The organism is Streptomyces mesophilus (assembly GCF_011044995.1).
Classification (GTDB): Bacteria; Actinomycetota; Actinomycetes; order Streptomycetales; family Streptomycetaceae; genus Streptomyces; species Streptomyces mesophilus.
This window is the reverse complement of sequence record NZ_JAAKZW010000082.1, coordinates 15,692-31,537: the sequence shown is the minus strand read 5'-3', so window position 1 is coordinate 31,537 and position 15,846 is coordinate 15,692. Positions and strand designations below refer to the sequence as shown.

The window sequence follows — 15,846 nt, the reverse complement described above, 5'->3', positions numbered from 1 at the left end:
GGCTTCGCCCCGGGCCCCCGCATCCGAACTTCGTTCGGATCGCCTCAAACGCCGGCGGGGCTGGAGGTGTCGGTAGGGCTGGGTTGCCGCAGCGCCACCGAAGCCGCCACCGCCGCGCCCACCAGGAGCACCATCGCCGCCACCGCCGCGACGTGCATCCCGCTGGTGAAGGCCTCGCGTGCCGTGGTCAGCAGGGCCGTGCCCGCGCGCTCGGGCAGTTCCTGGGCCACCACCGTTGCTCCGCCGAGCGTTTCGCGGGCCGCGGCCGGGGCCGCGTCCGGCATCTGCGCGTGGTACACCGCGTTGCCGATCGAGCCGAGCAGTGCCATGCCGATCGCCCCGCCGAACTCATTGCCCGTCTCGACGAGCGAGGAGGCGCTGCCCGCCCGCTCGGCCGGTGCGGCACCGAGCGCCAGGTCGGTCAGCTGGGAGCCGACGATCACGGCGCCGCTCGCGAGGACTCCCGCGGCGGCCAGGACGGTCCACAGCGAGTCCGTACCGACGAACAGGAGAAGGGCGAAGCCCGTCGCCGAGGTCCCGAAGCCCGCGGCGACCACATGCGCCCGGTTCATGCCGCGCTGCACGAGCACGGTCGCGACGGGCGCGGCGAAGCCGATCAGGACGGACGGCAGCAGGGCCCAGAGCGCGGATTCCATCGCGGACATGCCGAGCACCGACTGCAGGTACTGCGTCGTGAAGTACGCCGAGCCCATCATCGTCAGGGACGAGATCAGGGTCAGTGAGATGGCCGAGCCGAAGCCGTTGCGGCCCCGGAAGAGGGCGGGCGGGATCATCGGCGATACGGCGGTCCGCTGGCGGTGCACGAACAGCGCCGCGAAGACGAGCCCGACCGCCACCGAAGCCACGTAGGAGAGTTCGAGGCCCTCGGCCGCGATCTCCTTGAGGCCGTAGACGACCGGCAGTACGGCGGCCATCGACAGCGGCACACCGATCCAGTCGAAGCGCCCGGGATTCGGGTCCTTGAACTCGGGGATCAGGACCGGCGCGAGGACGAGAAGCAGCACCATCGCGGGCAGATTGACCAGGAAGATCGAGCCCCACCAGAAGTGTTCGACCAGGATGCCGCTCATCACCGAACCGAGCGCGATACCCGAGACCAGCACGGTCTGCCAGATGCCGATCGCCTTGGCGCGCTCACCGGCATTGCGGAACATGTTCCTGATCAGCGCCATCGTCGACGGCATCAGGGTCGCACCGCCGATCCCGAGCAGCGCGCGAGCGGCGATCAGTGTCTCCGCGCTGTCGGCGTACGCCGCGAGCACCGAGGCCGCCCCGAAGGCCGTGGCCCCCATCATCAGCAGCCTGCGCCGGCCGATCCGGTCGCCGAGCGAGCCCATCGTGATCAGCAGGCCGGCCAGGACGAAGGCGTAGATGTCGAACATCCACAGCTGCTGGGTGCCGGTCGGCTCCAGATCGGCGGTGATCGACGGGATGGCGAAGTAGAGGACCGACACGTCCATGGACACCAGCATCAGGGCCAGCATCAGGACCCCGAGTGCCGTCCATTCCTTGCGAGTTGCCCGCTCGGGTGCGGGGTCGTGCGCCGTGATCGTGCCCGGTGAGTTCGTCATGACAGCGACTGTACGGACGTCTTAAACAGTTGTCTAGTACGAGCGTGTAAAACGTGCGTCTTGTACGTGTGTCTGCGCGCTGGGTAGGCTGTCCCGCATGGGACACCGTGAGGATCTGCTCGAAGGCGCGAAGCGCTGTCTGCTGGCCAAGGGCTTCGTGCGCACGACGGCGCGCGACATCGTCAAGGAGTCGGGGACGAATCTCGCGTCGATCGGCTATCACTACGGGTCGAAGGACGTGCTGCTCGCCGAGGCGTACATCGCGCTGGTCGAGGGGGTCTCGGAGAGCTTCGACGGCGATCCCGAGGCGGGGTTCTCGACGCCGCCCGGCTCGCTCGAGCGCTTCGAGGAGGTCTGGAGCGGCGTCATCGCGACCGTGCGCGAGCCCGATTCGGTGTGGCGGCTGAGCATCGAGATCATCGCGATGGGCGACCAGATGCCCGCCGTACGGGACTACCTGGCGAAGGCGCAGAGCGAGGGCGGGCGCGGCTTCATCGCGATGCTGATGGGCGTCGAGGAGTCGACGGTGCCGGACGACGAGGTCGCGACGCTGGGCCAGTTCCTCACGACGATGATGACCGGGCTCATCGCCCAGTACTCCTTCGCCCCGGACACCGCGCCGAGCGCGCAGGAGCTGACGGAAGGGCTGCGGCGCCTGATCAAGGCCGCGGGGCGCGACGCGTAGCCGGGCTCAACTGCCCTGCAACCGCGCCGCCTTGAGCGCCATGTGCAGCAGCAGGCGGTCCTCGCCGGCGTCCAGGTCGAGGCCGGTGAGCTGCTCGATGCGCGAGAGCCGGTAGTAGAGCGTCTGCCGGTGGATGCCGAGCGCCGCCGCCGTCCGTCCGGCCTGGCCCGCATGGTCGAGGAACACCTCGGCGGTATGGGCGAGTTCGGGGTGCCGCAGGAGTGCGGTGACCGCCGGGTCCTGGGCGGCGCCCGCCGGCAGGGCGGTCAGCAGGCGGTACGGGCCGAGCGCGGACCATTCGGCGATGGGCGCCGATTCCTTCGTACGGGCCGGCTTGGCGCCCTCGCCGCGGTGCCGCGCGGCAGCGGTACGGGCCGCGGCCAGCGCCTCCCGCCACGCCTCCGGCAGCTCGGCGAGCCCGCGCCGGGCGCCCCCGATCCCGGCGGCGCTCCCGGCAGCGGAGCCGAGCAGGCGCGTGGCGACGGTGTGGGCGGGGGAGAGGTTGTCGGTCGCGCGCACCCGGACGAGAGCGGCGAACGCGGTGGGCCCATCGTCGGCGGAGGCCGGCGGCACGGCGCACACGGCGACCGTACCGGGGACCCGGGCGGCGGCCCCTGTCGTGGACCGGGGCCACGGGGTCACGCAGACGACGGCGAGCAGATCGTCCGCGCCGGGCCCGAGTGCGGCCCGCAGCGCGGCCACCGCCATGTCCCGCTGCCAGCCGCGGCCGCTGGTCAGGACGGCCCGCAGCTCACGCGCGACGTCCTCACCGGCGCTCGCCTCGTCGGCGAGCAGCAGCCCGATCCGCTCGGTGACCTCCATCGCGGCGGCGAGCTGCTCGGCGCTCGGGCCGGGGTCGGTGTCGAGCAGCCACACGTAACCGTGGACGACGCCGCGATGCCGTACGGGCAGACAGACGCGGGCCCGCAGCACGCCGGCGTCGGGAGCGGCGGGAATCCGCACCGGCTCGGTGGCCCGGGCGATCCCGAACCCCTCGAACCAGGCGCGGACGGCGGAGGTCGACTTCCGGGTCAGGATCGACCGCGTCCGTACGGGATCCATCTCGATCTCGTCGTCGCCCTCGTGCGCACCGAAGGCGATCAGCCCGAAGTCCCGGTCCTCGAGGGTGGCCGGAGCGCCGAGCAGGGTCGAGACCTCGTCGACGAGGTCCTGGTAGTCGCCTTTCACCTGTCCATTCTGGGGTACCGGCCGCAGTGGCCGTCGTTCACGGCCGCCTCACGCGCGCTCTCGCCGTCTCATACAGATGTATGAGATCCGGCCCACGGATGCGTGACACCTGTAGATGGCCCCGAATCGGCGCGATCCTTAGGTTTCACGGAGGTTCTCCTGGCCGTTCCCGGAACGTTGGCGTTTCCTGGTGCGGCACCCCTGACCCCCCGCAAAAAATGGAGGTGCCCCGTGCTGGGTCCCGTGATCCTCGCCGCGTCCCGCAGCGACAAGATGCGCCGCTTCGTCTCCGCCGCGCCGGGCACCAAGCAGGTCGTGGCCCGGTTCATCGCCGGCGAGAGCGTCGACCAGGTCATCCCGATCGTCCAGGAGACCGCGGACAAGGGCCTCGAAGTCACCCTCGACGTGGTCGGCGAGGACATCACCACCGTCGAGCAGTCGCACGCCGCGCGCGACGCCTACCTCGAGCTGGTCGAGCGCCTCAAGGACCTGGGCCTGGGCACCAGGGCCGAGATGTCCGTGAAGCTGAGCATGTTCGGCCAGGCGCTCGAAGGCGGCCACGAGCTGGCCCTCGCCAACGTGCGCCCCGTCGTCGAGGCCGCCGCCGCCATCGGCACCACGGTCACCCTGGACGCCGAGGACCACACCACCCTCGACTCGATGTTCGCGATCCACGAGGAGCTCCGTAAGGACTTCCCGCAGACCGGCTGCGTCATCCAGGCCTACCTCTTCCGCACCGAGGACGACGCCCGCCGCCTCTCCGCGGCCGGCTCCCGCGTCCGGATCGTCAAGGGCGCCTACAAGGAGCCCGCGTCCGTCGCGTTCCAGGACAAGGGCGAGATCGACAAGGCGTACGTCCGCATCCTGAAGATCCTGATGGAGGGCGACGGGTACCCGATGATCGGCTCCCACGACCCGCGCCTGATCGCGATCACCCAGGAGCTGGCCCGCCGCGCGGGACGCAAGCTCGACGACTACGAGTTCCAGATGCTGTACGGCATCCGCAGCGAGGAGCAGGAGCGCCTCGCCGCCGAAGGCCACCGTATGCGGGTGTACACCGCGTACGGCACCGACTGGTACGGCTACTTCATGCGCCGCCTCGCGGAGAAGCCGGCCAACCTTCTCTTCTTCGCCCGCTCGATCCTCACCAAGGGCTGAGCCCCCGCTCGACCAGCTCGAAACGACACCCCTCACAAAGGAGTTCAGGAACTCATGGACGCTGTAACCCAGGTCCCCACTCCCGTCAACGAGCCGGTGCACGGCTACGCCCCCGGCTCTCCCGAGCGCGCCCGTCTCGAGGTCAAGCTCAAGGAGCTGGCCGAGAACCCGATCGACCTGCCGATGACCATCGGCGGCGAGCAGCGGATGGGCGGCGGCGAGCCGTTCCAGGTCGTGCAGCCCCACAACCACAAGAGCGTTCTCGGTACGTACCGCAACGCCACGCAGCAGGACGCGCAGGACGCGATCGACGCCGCGCTCGCCGCCGCCCCGGCCTGGCGCGCCATGTCCTTCGACGACCGCGCCGCGATCATCCTGCGCGCCGCCGAGCTGCTCGCAGGACCCTGGCGCGAGACGCTGGCCGCGTCCACGATGCTGGGCCAGTCGAAGACCGCGCAGCAGGCCGAGATCGACACCCCCTGCGAGCTCGTCGACTTCTGGCGCTTCAACGTGAAGTACGCCCGCGACCTGCTCGCCGAGCAGCCGCCGGCCAACTCCCCGGGTGTCTGGAACCGTCTGGACCACCGCCCGCTCGAAGGCTTCGTCTACGCGATCACGCCGTTCAACTTCACGGCCATCGCGGGCAACCTGCCGACCGCCCCGGCCCTCATGGGCAACGTGGTCGTGTGGAAGCCGTCCCCGACGCAGACCCACGCGGCCGTCCTGCTCATGCAGCTCCTGGAGGAGGCCGGTCTCCCCAAGGGCGTCATCAACCTCGTCACGGGTGACGGCCTCGCCGTCTCCGATGTGGCCCTCGAGCACCCGATGCTCGCCGGCATCCACTTCACGGGTTCGACCAAGACCTTCCAGCACCTGTGGAAGACGGTCGGCAACAACATCGAGAAGTACCGCTCGTACCCGCGCATCGTCGGCGAGACCGGCGGCAAGGACTTCGTCGTCGCGCACCCGAGCGCCGACCGCGCGATCCTCAAGACCGCCCTGACCCGCGGCTCCTTCGAGTTCCAGGGCCAGAAGTGCTCGGCCTCCTCGCGTGCCTACGTGCCCGCCTCGATCTGGAACTCCGGTTTCAAGGAGGAGTTCGCGGCCGAGGTCGACGGCATCACCATGGGTGACGTCACCGACCTGGACAACTTCATGGGCGCCGTCATCGACGACCGCGCCTTCGCCAAGAACAAGGCCGCGATCGACCGTGCGGCGGCGGACCCGTCCTGCACGATCGTCGCGGGCGGCACCTACGACGACGCGGAGGGCTACTTCGTCCGCCCGACCGTCATCGAGTGCTCGGACCCGGCCAACGAGGTCTTCACGACCGAGTACTTCGGCCCGATCCTCGCCGTCCACGTCTACGAGGACGAGGCGTACGAGGAGATGCTGGCGCAGATGGAGTCCGTCTCGGCGTACGCCCTGACCGGCTCGATCATCGCCGGTGACCGTGCCGCCGCGGCCGACGCGATGGAGAAGCTCCGCTACGCCGCGGGCAACTTCTACATCAACGACAAGTCGACCGGCGCCGTCGTCGGCCAGCAGCCCTTCGGCGGCGGCCGCGCCTCCGGCACCAACGACAAGGCGGGCGCGCCCCAGAACCTGATGCGCTGGACGCTGACCCGCGCCATCAAGGAGACCCTGGTCCCGCCGACCGACTACCGCTACCCGCACATGGGCTGACACCCCCACACGGGCTGACCACCCCGCAGTTCCCGCCCCCGTCCGGTCCCCACACCTGGACGGGGGCGGTTTCCATTGCCGCGGCTCCCGCGCTCCCCGTACGGCAGACTGCCCCGCATGCTCCAGAGCGTGCGGACGGACGACGGGCTGCGGCTGTGGGCCTGTCGCGAAGGCGATCCGGCGGGTACTCCGCTGGTGCTGTGCCACGGCGGCCCCGGCCTGTGGGACATGTTCGGCGACGTGACCGCGCTCCTCGGCGAGCTGGCCGCCGTGCACCGCTGGGACCAGCGCGGCTGCGGCCGCTCGGCGCCTTGTGACGGCCCGTGGACGACGGCACGTTTCGTGGCGGATCTCGATGCCGTACGAGCCCACTTCGGTCTCGGCCGGATGGTGCTCCTCGGCCATTCCTGGGGCGCCCAGCTGGCGTTGAGCTACACGCTGGCGCACCCGGAGCGGGTCGAGACCCTCATCTATGTGAGCGGTACGGGGATCGGGCCGGACACGGACTGGCACCCGGGGTACAAGGACGGCCTGCTGGCCCGCCTGTCACAGGAGCCTCGACGGCTGGCCCGCTGGCAGGAGTTGCGGGCGCGGGGCTCACTCTCCGAAGACGAGGCGCGCGAGAGCGCGGTCCTGCGGTGGACCGTCGAATTCGAGGACAGGGCAAGGGCCTTGGAGCACGCGGAGCGCATGGCGGACCCCTGGTTCCCGGTGAACCTCGCGTGCAACGTCGCCCTCAACGAGGAGCGCAAGCGGACCTGGGGCACGCCTGAACTGGCCGCCGCGTGCGCGGCGCTCGACGTACCCGCCCTGATCGTCGACGGCGCCCGCGACATCCGCCCGCGCTCGGCCGTGGACTCGCTGGAGCGGGCCCTTCCGCGGGTACGGCGGGTGGTGCTCCCGGAGGCCGGCCACCACCCCTGGGTGGAGGACCCGGAGGGGTTCAGGGACGCGGTGGCCCGGGTGCTGTGAGGGCGGAGGGAACCGCTCTGCGGCGGTCTGGCATCTTGATCGACATGACGGGCATCGAGCGCGACCTCGACTGGGACGGCTGCCACAACGTGCGGGACCTGGGCGGCCTCGGGACCGTCGCCCGGGGTGCGCTCGTGCGGGCCGACGGCCTGGACAAGCTGACCGAGAAGGGCTGGGCGGCCGCGTACGGGCACGGGATACGCACCGTGCTCGATCTGCGGGAGGCCGACGAGTACGGGGTGGACGCCGCGCCCCGGCCCGACGGGATCACCACGGTGCGCGTCGAGTTGGACGGCATGGCCGAGGACGCCGCGTTCTGGGCGCGGTGGACCGAGGACTGGCGCTGGGGCACGCCGCAGTTCTACGGGCCGTTCATGGAGAGCTTCCCGCACCGGATCGCGGCGGCCGTGACGGCCGTGGCGCAGGCCGCGCCCGGCGGAGTCGCCTTCCACTGCGCGGCCGGACGCGACCGCACCGGGAACATCGCCCTCGTCCTGCTCTCGCTCCTCGGCGCCTCGCCCGAGGAGATCGCCGCCGACTACGCCCGCAGCGCGGCGAACATGGCCGCCCTCGAAGCCGCCACCGGCAAGCCGGCCCACCAGGACTTCCTGGACGCGGCCTACGCCGAACACGGCACGACCGCGTACGCCGACATGGTCACGGCGGCCGGGGCGGTGCGGGCGGAGACGTATCTGCTCGCCGCCGGTGTCACCGAAGCCGATCTGAACGCCCTGCGCACCCGCGTCGCCTGACCTTCACCGTCCAGTTGGCGCACGGACGTCGACGTACCCCCGCGTACGGGGCATCATCACCGCATGATCACGATTCATCTGCGGTACGAGATCGACCCGGACCGGATCGAGGACTTCGAGGAGTACGGGCGTCGCTGGGTCGACCTCGTCAGCCGTTTCGGCGGCTCCCACCACGGCTACTTCCTGCCCAGCGAGGGGGACAGCGACATCGCGTACGCCCTGTTCTCGTTCCCCAGCCTCGCCGCGTACGAGCGCTACCGCACGGACAGCATGGCGGACCCCGACTGCCAGGAGGCGTTCGAACTGGCCCGCAGGACCAAGTGCATCAAGCGGTACGAGCGCCGCTTCCTCCGTCCCCTGGCGTGACCTGGAGCAGCGCCTCCACGGCGGCCCGCGCCTCGGCCGGGCCCGCCGTCGGCGCCAGCGGAACGCCGATGCGTACGCGCAGCTGAGTGCGGTGCAAGGAGCCGTGCTTCGGCAGCAGCCGGCCCGTGCCCATGAGCGCCACGGGCACGACGGGCACCTGGGCGTGCTGGGCCAACAGCAGGGCCCCGCGGTGGAATTGACCGAGCGACCCGTCGGGGCCGCGGGTGCCCTCGGGGAAGAGCACGACCGCGTGACCCCGGTGCAGTTCCTCGGTCATGGCGAGCAGATCACCGAGACCGCCGCCGGTCCTGCGTACGGGAAAACCCGCCGCGAGCCGGCGGCAGATCCGGCGCCGCCAGGCGGTCGCGAACCAGTAGTCGGCCGCCGCGGCGATCCGCGGGGCATGCCGGGCGTCGAGCGCGGCGAGCAGGGCCGCGGTGTCCGCGTGCGAGGTGTGGTTGGCGATCACCACGCAGCCGCCGCTCGGCAGCCGGCCCTCGCGGCGCACCCCGCCGGTGGCGGTGAGGGTGGCCCGCCACAAGGACTTGCGCAGCCGGGCGGACAGGCGTCGGGGGAGCGCGGGCAGATGGACGCAGTGCCGGACCGGGCTCATCGCAGGGTCACCCCCGCCGTCAGGAGCAGCGCCACGAGCAGCGAGTCGATCCGGTCGAGCAGCCCGCCGAACCCGGGCAGCCAGCTGCCCGCGTCCTTCACGCCCGCCTCGCGCTTGACCATGGATTCGAGCAGATCGCCGACGACACAGCCGACGAGGACCGCGGTCCATACGAGCGGGGTGAAGGCGCCGAGTGCGGCCAGCGCACCGGCCGTCGCGGCCGCGCAGCCGACCACTCCCGCCCAGGTCTTGTGCGGTGACAAGGGGGAGAGGCGGCGGGCGAGCGGGCCCCGGCGGCCGAGTGCCGTGCCGCCGCACCACGCGCCCACGTCCCCGAAGGCCACCGCGACGCCGACGGCGAGCGCGGTGTCGCCGAGCAGCACCAGACAGCTCAGGCCGAGCGGAATCCACAGGAGGCCGAAGGCGGTGCGGCCGGCGCGCGTGAAGCCGGTGGCCGTGTCGGCCGTGAGCAGGGCGGGAGCGGCGGCCAACAGCAGGGCGCCGAAGGTGAGTTGAGGGCCGAGCGCCGCGGGGGCCAGCCAGGCGAGCGCGGGCAGGGCGACGGCGGTCACGGTCAGAACGGTCTGATCGGACCGGGTGAGCCCGGCCATCCGTACGTACTCCAGGACGGCAACCACCCCGAGCCCGGCGGCGAAGACCGCCACCCCGCCGTCCCCGAGCCAGAACGCGCCGAGGAACAAGGGAGCCGAGAGGGCCCAGGTACGCCACCGCCGGCGCAGTTCGGCCCGCATCCGCAGCCGGGCCGGGAGCGCGGCGACCGCGATCCCGCCCGCGCCGAGCACACCGGCCACGACCGGGACGCTCCGGGAAAGGGTGCTCATCGCGTACTCCCCACCGCGGCCGCCGGCCGGTCGGCCAACTCCCGCCACATCCAGGCGAGGCGTACCCCCGCCGTGACCAGCGAGCCGACGGCGACGATGCCGAGCACCGGCACGTACCACCCCGTGGCCGCCGCGAGCACGACCAGCGCACACCGTTCGGTCTTCCCCACGGGCCCGCCGTTGCGCCGCGGCGCGCCGGCCGCCGCGCCCGCGAGCGCCACCCAGGAGGGCCCTGTCGCGGCGAGCGCCGCGCAGGCGACCAGCCACACGGGGGCCACGAACAGGAACCCGGCGAGCATCGCCAAGTCCGCGAGCCGGTCGCCGAGTTCATTGACGACCGCCCCGCGCCGCGTGCACCGCCCCGTGTCACGGGCCAGCGCACCGTCGAGGTTGGCGAAGGCGAGCCGGGCCGCGAGCAGGACCGCGACCAAGAGCGCCGACCAGGGCGCGGGCAGCAGCCCGAGCGCCACCGCCGCGGCGCCCGCACACAGCACACCCGCCCAGGTCAGCGCATCGGGCGACACCTGGCGCCGGACGAGCGCGGCGCGGACGCCGGCCAGCCGGTCGGCGTACCAGGGCTTGAGAGCGTAGAGGCCGTTCATAGGGTGACTGTCCCGCCGGACCCGGTGGGTCCGACACGGCACGGATACTCAAACCGGCCTGAGTACCGCCGTGTCGAGCGCCGTGCGTGCACTCAGCCCCGGACGATGATCTTCCCCAGGTTCTCGCCCCTCAGCATCCCCAGGAACGCCTCCACGATCCGCCCGAACCCGTCGACGACCGTCTCGTCCGAACGCACCCGGCCGCTGCGCAGATGCGGCACCACGAACGCGTACAACTCGTCCTGCAGCGACCGGTAGTCGCTCACCAGGAAGCCCTCCATGCGCAGGCTCTTCTCCACGATCTCGGAGAGGTCCACCGGCACCGGGGCGAGCGCGGCCTTGTTGTACTGGCCGATCGTGCCGATGCGTACGACCCGCCCGTACCGCCGCAGCGCGCCGACCGCGGCGCCCAGTTGCTCACCGCCGACGTTGTCGACGAAGAGGTCGATGCCGTCGGGTGCGGCTTTGGCGAGCAGATCGGCCGCGGGCCCGTCGTGGTAGTCGAAGGCGGCGTCGTAACCCACCTCTTCCGTCAGGTACTTGACCTTCGCCGCGGATCCCGCGCTGCCCACGAGCCGGCCCGCGCCGAGCAGCCGCGCGAGCCGTCCGGTCGCCGTGCCGACGCCGCCCGCGGCCGCCGACACGAACACGTCCTCGCCCTCCTTCAGGCGCGCGATCCGCGTCAGGCCCACATAGGCGGTCAGTCCGGTGCCGCCGAGGATGCCGAGATGCGCCGAGAGCGGTACGCCCTCGAACTGCTCGATCCTGCGCACCTGTCCGGCCGGTACGGCGGAGTGCGTACGCCAGCCCGCGCGGTGGAAGACGAGGTCGCCGGTGGAGTACGCCGGGTCGCGGGACTCCAGGACGCGGCCGAGCGTGCGGCCTTCGAGCGGGGCGCCCAGGGCGAACTCGCCGTCCATCATCGACCGGTGGTACGGGTCCACGGACCAGTAGAGGTTCTCGACGAGGAGCTCGCCCGGCGCGGGCTCGGGCAGGGCGGACTCCACGAAGCGGAAGTGGTCGGCGGTCGGGAAGCCGGTGGGGCGGGCGGTCTGCTGCACAGTGAGCGCGGTCTCGGTCATGGACGCGACCGTAGGAAGGAATGCGCGCGCCGGGCAGAGGGTTGGGCTCATGGAACGGCCCCTTCCATGAATCATCCTCATACGCCGAGGTGAGAGCTGTGAGAGCGCCCATGACCGATCCCGCATCCGTCGACTCCGGCATCGATCTCGCCCCGCACGAACTGCGGATCCTGGTGGCCGTGGAGCGCGAGCGCGGGTTCTCGGCCGCCGCCGCGGCCCTCGGTCTCACTCAGTCCGCGGTCTCGCACTCGGTGCGCGGCAGCGAGCGCAAGATCGGAGCCGTGCTCTTCGAGCGGGGCCGCACCGGAGCGCGGCCGACGGCGGCGGGGGAGCGGGCCGTGGCGCACGCCCGTCGGATCCTGCGCCTGCTCGACACCCTGGTGGCCGAGGCGCGCGGGGCGGCGGGCGGCGCGGTCGAGGGTCCGCTGCGGATCGCCGCCTTCCGCAGCGTCGCGCTGCATCTGCTGCCGCCGGTGCTCGTCCGGCTGCGGGCCGCCCACCCCGGAATCGAGCCCGAGGTGCGGGTCGTACGCGAAGTGGGACCCGGTACGGCCGGTGAAGTGGCCGCGGGGCGGGCCGACTTGGCGATCGCCACGATCGGCACCAGCTCGCCGATCCCGGCGGGGCTCGTGGGCGGCGTACTCCTGGAGGAGCCCTACTCGTTCGTGCACCCGGCCGGGCACCCCGACCCGCGGTCGCTGCCGCTCGTGGACTGGACGGAGGCCTGCACCTCGTACACGCGCGACTGGTGGGCCGCCCAGGACTGGATCCCGCGCGCGAGCATGCGGACCGAGGACGACGGAGCGGTGCTCTCGATGGTGAGCGCCGGCCACGGCATGGCGATCATGCCGGCGCTCTCCCTGACCGGAGCACCGGCCACGGTCGCGATCACCGATCTCGGTCCGCAGCGCCCTACGCGCGAGGTCGGCTACGTCACCACGCCCGAGCTCGCGCGGAGCCTCGCGGTCCGGGCGCTGATCAGAGAGCTGCGGGCGGACCGGGCGCCCTCGGGCGGACCGGACCCCAGGGGCTGAGAGTCAAACGTATGGCCGACGGATTTTGCCTGGCGTCTCAGATACTAGGAAGTCCGAGTAATTGTGGAGACAGACCGGCTGACCTGTCCTAGCTTGGTAGGAGCCGAACGAATCGCTCGATCAAGCGAACGGCGGTTGTGAGCCGTGCCCCCATGCAGGCAACCCCTGCGGGCCTTTGCTCCCCGCCACTTAGGCGTCTCGATATCTCCTCGACTCTGTCGACCCCTCATTTCGTACTCCACTCATGCCCCAAGGAGTCAGCATGTCCGAGACGACCGTCGCCGCCCGCCGTGTCCTCCGCGTCCGTCATGGATCGGGGACCGCCGAAGCCGAGCGCAAGAACGCCGCCGCCGCCCTCCAGCGCGCCCTCGACCGCAGGGACAACGGCGGAGCCGCGGGTCACTGACCCGTACAGCAGCTAGGTACCCCGCGCGATCTCGAAGTGGTCGATGCGCTCGCCGTTCTCGGCGAGCGCGGAGACCTCGAGGCGCGGGCTCGCCCCGGCGCTCGCCTGCACCGCGAGGAACGAGTAGCCGGTGTAGCGCACGCGTGACCACTCGACCGTGTCCGGGTCGGGCAGCCGTTGCGCGGTCCAGTGGAAGCTGAGGATCGACTCGCGGTCGCGCACCGCGCCCTCGTAGCTGTCCTTCACTCCGGCCGGGAAGCCGTACAGCTCCTTGCCGGCCCCGCCCGCCGTCACGTAGACGATGCCGTCGCAGGTCGGATCGGTGGACGCGCCGATCGGTACGGGCCTGCCGACCTCACCGTTCTTGATGGCGTCGGTCCGCTCGTACACATGGTTGTGGCCGTTGATCACCAGATCGACCTGGTGCTTGGTGAACAGCCCGAGCCACGCGTCACGCACCCCGCCGTCGGAGGCGTGCGTGGACGTCGAGTACACGCAGTGGTGGAAGAAGACCACGATGAAGTCGATGTCCTTGTGCGCGCGCAGCTCGCGCAACCGCCGGTCGAGCCAGGCGGTCTGCTTTCCGTCGCTGTAGCCCTTGTTGGCCGGGATTTCGTACGAGACGTCATTGGCATCGAGGGCGACCACGCCGACATTGCCGTACGCGAAGGAATAGACGCCCGGCGAGTGCTCCGGGTCGAAGCCGTTCCCGGGCAGGGACCAGCGGGCGCGCTGGCCGCCGTAGCCGTCGGGGGAGTACCAGGCCTCCATGTCGTGGTTGCCGGTGGTCACCATCCACGGCACGGACTTCGCGACGGACTCGGTCTGCGCCAGGAAGGTGTCCCAGACCCGGGCGTCGTACGTGTCCGACTCCTTGCCGTGCCCGCTGCTGTCGGCGTAGCAGATGTCGCCCGCGTGCAGATGGAAGGACGGGTTCTGGCCCAGGATCACCTGATCGTTGGCGAGCGCGTGCGCGCTGACGCCCTGGTCGCCGAAGGCCGTGAAGACGAACGTCTCCGGAGCGGCGGGCGCGGTGCGGAACGAGCCGAGCGTGGCGAGGCGTTCGGGCCGCGTGGGGTCGAAGCCCTCATGCCCGACGCCGTAGTAGTACGTGGTGCCGGGGCGCAGACCGTCGAGCGCGACGTGCAGGTAGTACTGCTCGACCGCCGGCAGCTTCTTCGACAGCGCGGGCGTGCTGAGGTCGCGCACCTCGGCCTCGAACCTGCGGCTCAGGTCCCAGGGGGCGAGGCCGACGCGTACGTACGGCTTCCGCACCGCGAACGGCACCTGCCAGCTGATCCGCATCTGTGTCTTCGGGTCGGCGCCGAAGGCGAGATGGCGCCCGAAGGGTGCGACGAGCGAGCCGTCGACCTTGGCGGTGGCGGGCGCGGACTGCAGGGTGGGGCCCTGCACGGCGCTCGCGGTTCCGTTGGCCAGTGCCCCGGCCGTCCCGGCGGCCGAGGCGGTGACCAGGCCGCCGACGAGCGCCGCACGCCGGCTGACCTTGGGGCGGGCATGCCTGGCCCGCAGGTACTCGTGCTGCTCCGCCATGCTCATCCGGCCGGCGAGCTGTTCGGGGATGCCGACCCGGGGTGTCTCACTCATGCCGGAGAACTTCCCAGCGGCGCCCAACTGGCCCTGGTCCCCCGGGTGAACGCCCGGTGTCCTTCCTGTGCGCCCTCCCGTCACCACGCCGAACGGGCGGTCCGCATGCTGGACACCGCGTGTCAACACCTGGGACCCCGAGTACGGTGACGGACATGTCTCGACGCATCAATCTCGCAGTGATCCCCGGTGACGGCATCGGCCAGGAGGTCGTGACCCAGGGACTCAAGGTCCTCCGCGCCGCGCTTCCGCAGGACGTGAAGCTCGAGACGCAGGAGTACGACTTCGGCGCCAAGCGCTACCACGCCACCGGTGAGACCCTCACCGACGCCGACGTCGAGCAGCTGAAGGCGCACGACGCCATCCTGCTCGGTGCGATCGGCGACCCGAGCGTGCCGTCCGGAGTCCTGGAGCGCGGCTTCCTCCTGAAGCTCCGCTTCCTCTTCGACCATCACGTCAACCTCCGCCCGAGCAAGCTGCTCCCGGGCGTGGCCACCCCGCTCGCCGGCCAGCCGGAGATCGACTTCGTGGTCGTCCGTGAGGGCACCGAAGGCCCGTACACCGGCAACGGCGGCACCATCCGCAAGGGCACCCCGCACGAGGTCGCCACCGAGGTCTCCGTGAACACGGCCTTCGGCGTCGAGCGCGTCGTCCGTGACGCCTTCGCCCGCGCCCAGGCCCGCCCGCGCAAGAAGCTGACCCTGGTCCACAAGAACAACGTGCTCGCCTTCGCGGGTCACCTGTGGACGAACGTCTTCAACGAGGTGGCCAAGGAGTTCCCCGAGGTCACCACCGACTACATCCACGTCGACGCCGCGACCATCTACCTGGTCACCGACCCCGGCCGCTTCGACGTGATCGTCACCGACAACCTCTTCGGCGACATCATCACCGACCTCGCCGCGGCCGTCTCCGGCGGCATCGGCGTCGCCGCCTCCGGGAACATCAACCCGAGCGGCGAGTTCCCCTCGATGTTCGAGCCCGTGCACGGCTCGGCGCCGGACATCGCGGGCCAGGGCAAGGCCGACCCGACCGCCACCGTGCTGTCCGTCGCGCTGCTGCTCCGCCATCTCGGATACGAGGCCGAGGCCGCCCGTATCGAGGAAGCCGTCGCCGCCGACCTGGGCGAGCGCGGCGAGAGCACCCGTACCACCGAGGAAATCGGCGACGCGCTCGCCGTACGAGTAACCGGCTGACCCTCGGACACTCGTCGACGGGTCACCACGAGCCCGTCGCAAGCACCACCTCAAGCCGCCGGGCAGC

The 15,846-nt window shown here is 71.4% G+C and carries 16 protein-coding genes; 9 read left to right on the top strand and 7 right to left on the bottom strand.

All coding sequences use genetic code 11. The features are described 5' to 3' along the window. Positions 1 to 44 precede the first annotated feature (44 nt). Positions 45 to 1,592: an MFS transporter gene (locus tag G6045_RS20195; RefSeq protein ID WP_165333417.1), complete on the bottom strand. Its 1,548-nt coding sequence runs from the start codon at positions 1,590 to 1,592 to the stop codon at positions 45 to 47. A 97-nt stretch (positions 1,593 to 1,689) separates the two neighbouring features. Between G6045_RS20195 and G6045_RS20190 the strand changes: the two genes are divergently transcribed. Further along, on the top strand, positions 1,690 to 2,277 hold the full coding sequence (locus G6045_RS20190; RefSeq protein WP_165333416.1) for a TetR/AcrR family transcriptional regulator: 588 nt from the start codon (positions 1,690 to 1,692) through the stop codon (positions 2,275 to 2,277). A gap of 6 nt (positions 2,278 to 2,283) precedes the next feature. Here the strand turns inward: G6045_RS20190 and G6045_RS20185 are convergent, their stop codons facing one another. After that, a complete protein-coding gene (locus G6045_RS20185; protein WP_165333415.1) occupies positions 2,284 to 3,465 on the bottom strand; it encodes a PucR family transcriptional regulator in 1,182 nt (393 codons plus the stop codon). Between the two features lie 231 nt (positions 3,466 to 3,696). Here G6045_RS20185 and G6045_RS20180 point away from each other — a divergent pair, with 231 nt between their 5' ends. The 5 genes from G6045_RS20180 (at position 3,697) to G6045_RS20160 (ending at position 8,399) form a co-directional block, all read left to right on the top strand. Then, positions 3,697 to 4,623, top strand: a complete 927-nt coding sequence (locus G6045_RS20180; RefSeq protein ID WP_165333414.1) for a proline dehydrogenase family protein — start codon at positions 3,697 to 3,699, stop codon at positions 4,621 to 4,623. Positions 4,624 to 4,677: 54 nt separating this feature from the next. After that, positions 4,678 to 6,309: an L-glutamate gamma-semialdehyde dehydrogenase gene (gene pruA, locus G6045_RS20175; protein ID WP_165333413.1), complete on the top strand. Its 1,632-nt coding sequence runs from the start codon at positions 4,678 to 4,680 to the stop codon at positions 6,307 to 6,309. A 117-nt stretch (positions 6,310 to 6,426) separates the two neighbouring features. Next, positions 6,427 to 7,281 (top strand): alpha/beta fold hydrolase, encoded by an 855-nt coding sequence (locus G6045_RS20170; RefSeq protein WP_165333412.1) that lies wholly within the window; start codon positions 6,427 to 6,429, stop codon positions 7,279 to 7,281. A 44-nt stretch (positions 7,282 to 7,325) separates the two neighbouring features. Continuing rightward, positions 7,326 to 8,033 (top strand): tyrosine-protein phosphatase, encoded by a 708-nt coding sequence (locus G6045_RS20165; RefSeq protein WP_165333411.1) that lies wholly within the window; start codon positions 7,326 to 7,328, stop codon positions 8,031 to 8,033. A gap of 63 nt (positions 8,034 to 8,096) precedes the next feature. Next, positions 8,097 to 8,399 (top strand): NIPSNAP family protein, encoded by a 303-nt coding sequence (locus G6045_RS20160; RefSeq protein WP_165333410.1) that lies wholly within the window; start codon positions 8,097 to 8,099, stop codon positions 8,397 to 8,399. Here the strand turns inward: G6045_RS20160 and G6045_RS20155 are convergent. The 4 genes from G6045_RS20155 to G6045_RS20140 form a co-directional block, all read right to left on the bottom strand. Next, the gene (locus G6045_RS20155) at positions 8,359 to 9,012 is read right to left on the bottom strand and encodes a lysophospholipid acyltransferase family protein (RefSeq protein WP_235968088.1); all 654 of its coding nucleotides are present in this window, start codon (positions 9,010 to 9,012) and stop codon (positions 8,359 to 8,361) included. The genes G6045_RS20160 and G6045_RS20155 overlap by 41 nt on opposite strands. After that, the gene (locus G6045_RS41535; protein WP_165333408.1) at positions 9,009 to 9,854 is read right to left on the bottom strand and encodes a phosphatidate cytidylyltransferase; all 846 of its coding nucleotides are present in this window, start codon (positions 9,852 to 9,854) and stop codon (positions 9,009 to 9,011) included. Before G6045_RS41535 ends, G6045_RS20155 begins: the two co-directional genes overlap by 4 nt. Beyond that, complete coding sequence (locus tag G6045_RS20145) at positions 9,851 to 10,456, bottom strand: CDP-alcohol phosphatidyltransferase family protein (RefSeq protein WP_165333407.1); 606 nt, start codon at positions 10,454 to 10,456, stop codon at positions 9,851 to 9,853. The genes G6045_RS41535 and G6045_RS20145 overlap by 4 nt, the downstream gene beginning before the upstream one ends. 92 nt (positions 10,457 to 10,548) lie before the next feature. Then, complete coding sequence (locus G6045_RS20140) at positions 10,549 to 11,538, bottom strand: NADP-dependent oxidoreductase (protein WP_165333406.1); 990 nt, start codon at positions 11,536 to 11,538, stop codon at positions 10,549 to 10,551. A gap of 110 nt (positions 11,539 to 11,648) precedes the next feature. Between G6045_RS20140 and G6045_RS20135 the strand changes: the two genes are divergently transcribed. Together G6045_RS20135 and G6045_RS20130 are read left to right on the top strand one after the other, a co-directional pair. After that, positions 11,649 to 12,572, top strand: coding sequence for a LysR family transcriptional regulator (locus G6045_RS20135; protein WP_165333405.1), 924 nt, complete (start codon positions 11,649 to 11,651; stop codon positions 12,570 to 12,572). Between the two features lie 262 nt (positions 12,573 to 12,834). Next, positions 12,835 to 12,978 (top strand): RuvX/YqgF family protein, encoded by a 144-nt coding sequence (locus G6045_RS20130; protein ID WP_165333404.1) that lies wholly within the window; start codon positions 12,835 to 12,837, stop codon positions 12,976 to 12,978. A 12-nt stretch (positions 12,979 to 12,990) separates the two neighbouring features. On the opposite strand, the gene G6045_RS20125 is transcribed toward G6045_RS20130, so the two are convergent. Continuing rightward, positions 12,991 to 14,583: a purple acid phosphatase family protein gene (locus G6045_RS20125; RefSeq protein WP_206343950.1), complete on the bottom strand. Its 1,593-nt coding sequence runs from the start codon at positions 14,581 to 14,583 to the stop codon at positions 12,991 to 12,993. A 155-nt stretch (positions 14,584 to 14,738) separates the two neighbouring features. Here G6045_RS20125 and G6045_RS20120 point away from each other — a divergent pair, with 155 nt between their 5' ends. Further along, complete coding sequence (locus G6045_RS20120) at positions 14,739 to 15,779, top strand: 3-isopropylmalate dehydrogenase (RefSeq protein ID WP_165333403.1); 1,041 nt, start codon at positions 14,739 to 14,741, stop codon at positions 15,777 to 15,779. Positions 15,780 to 15,846: the final 67 nt, after the last annotated feature.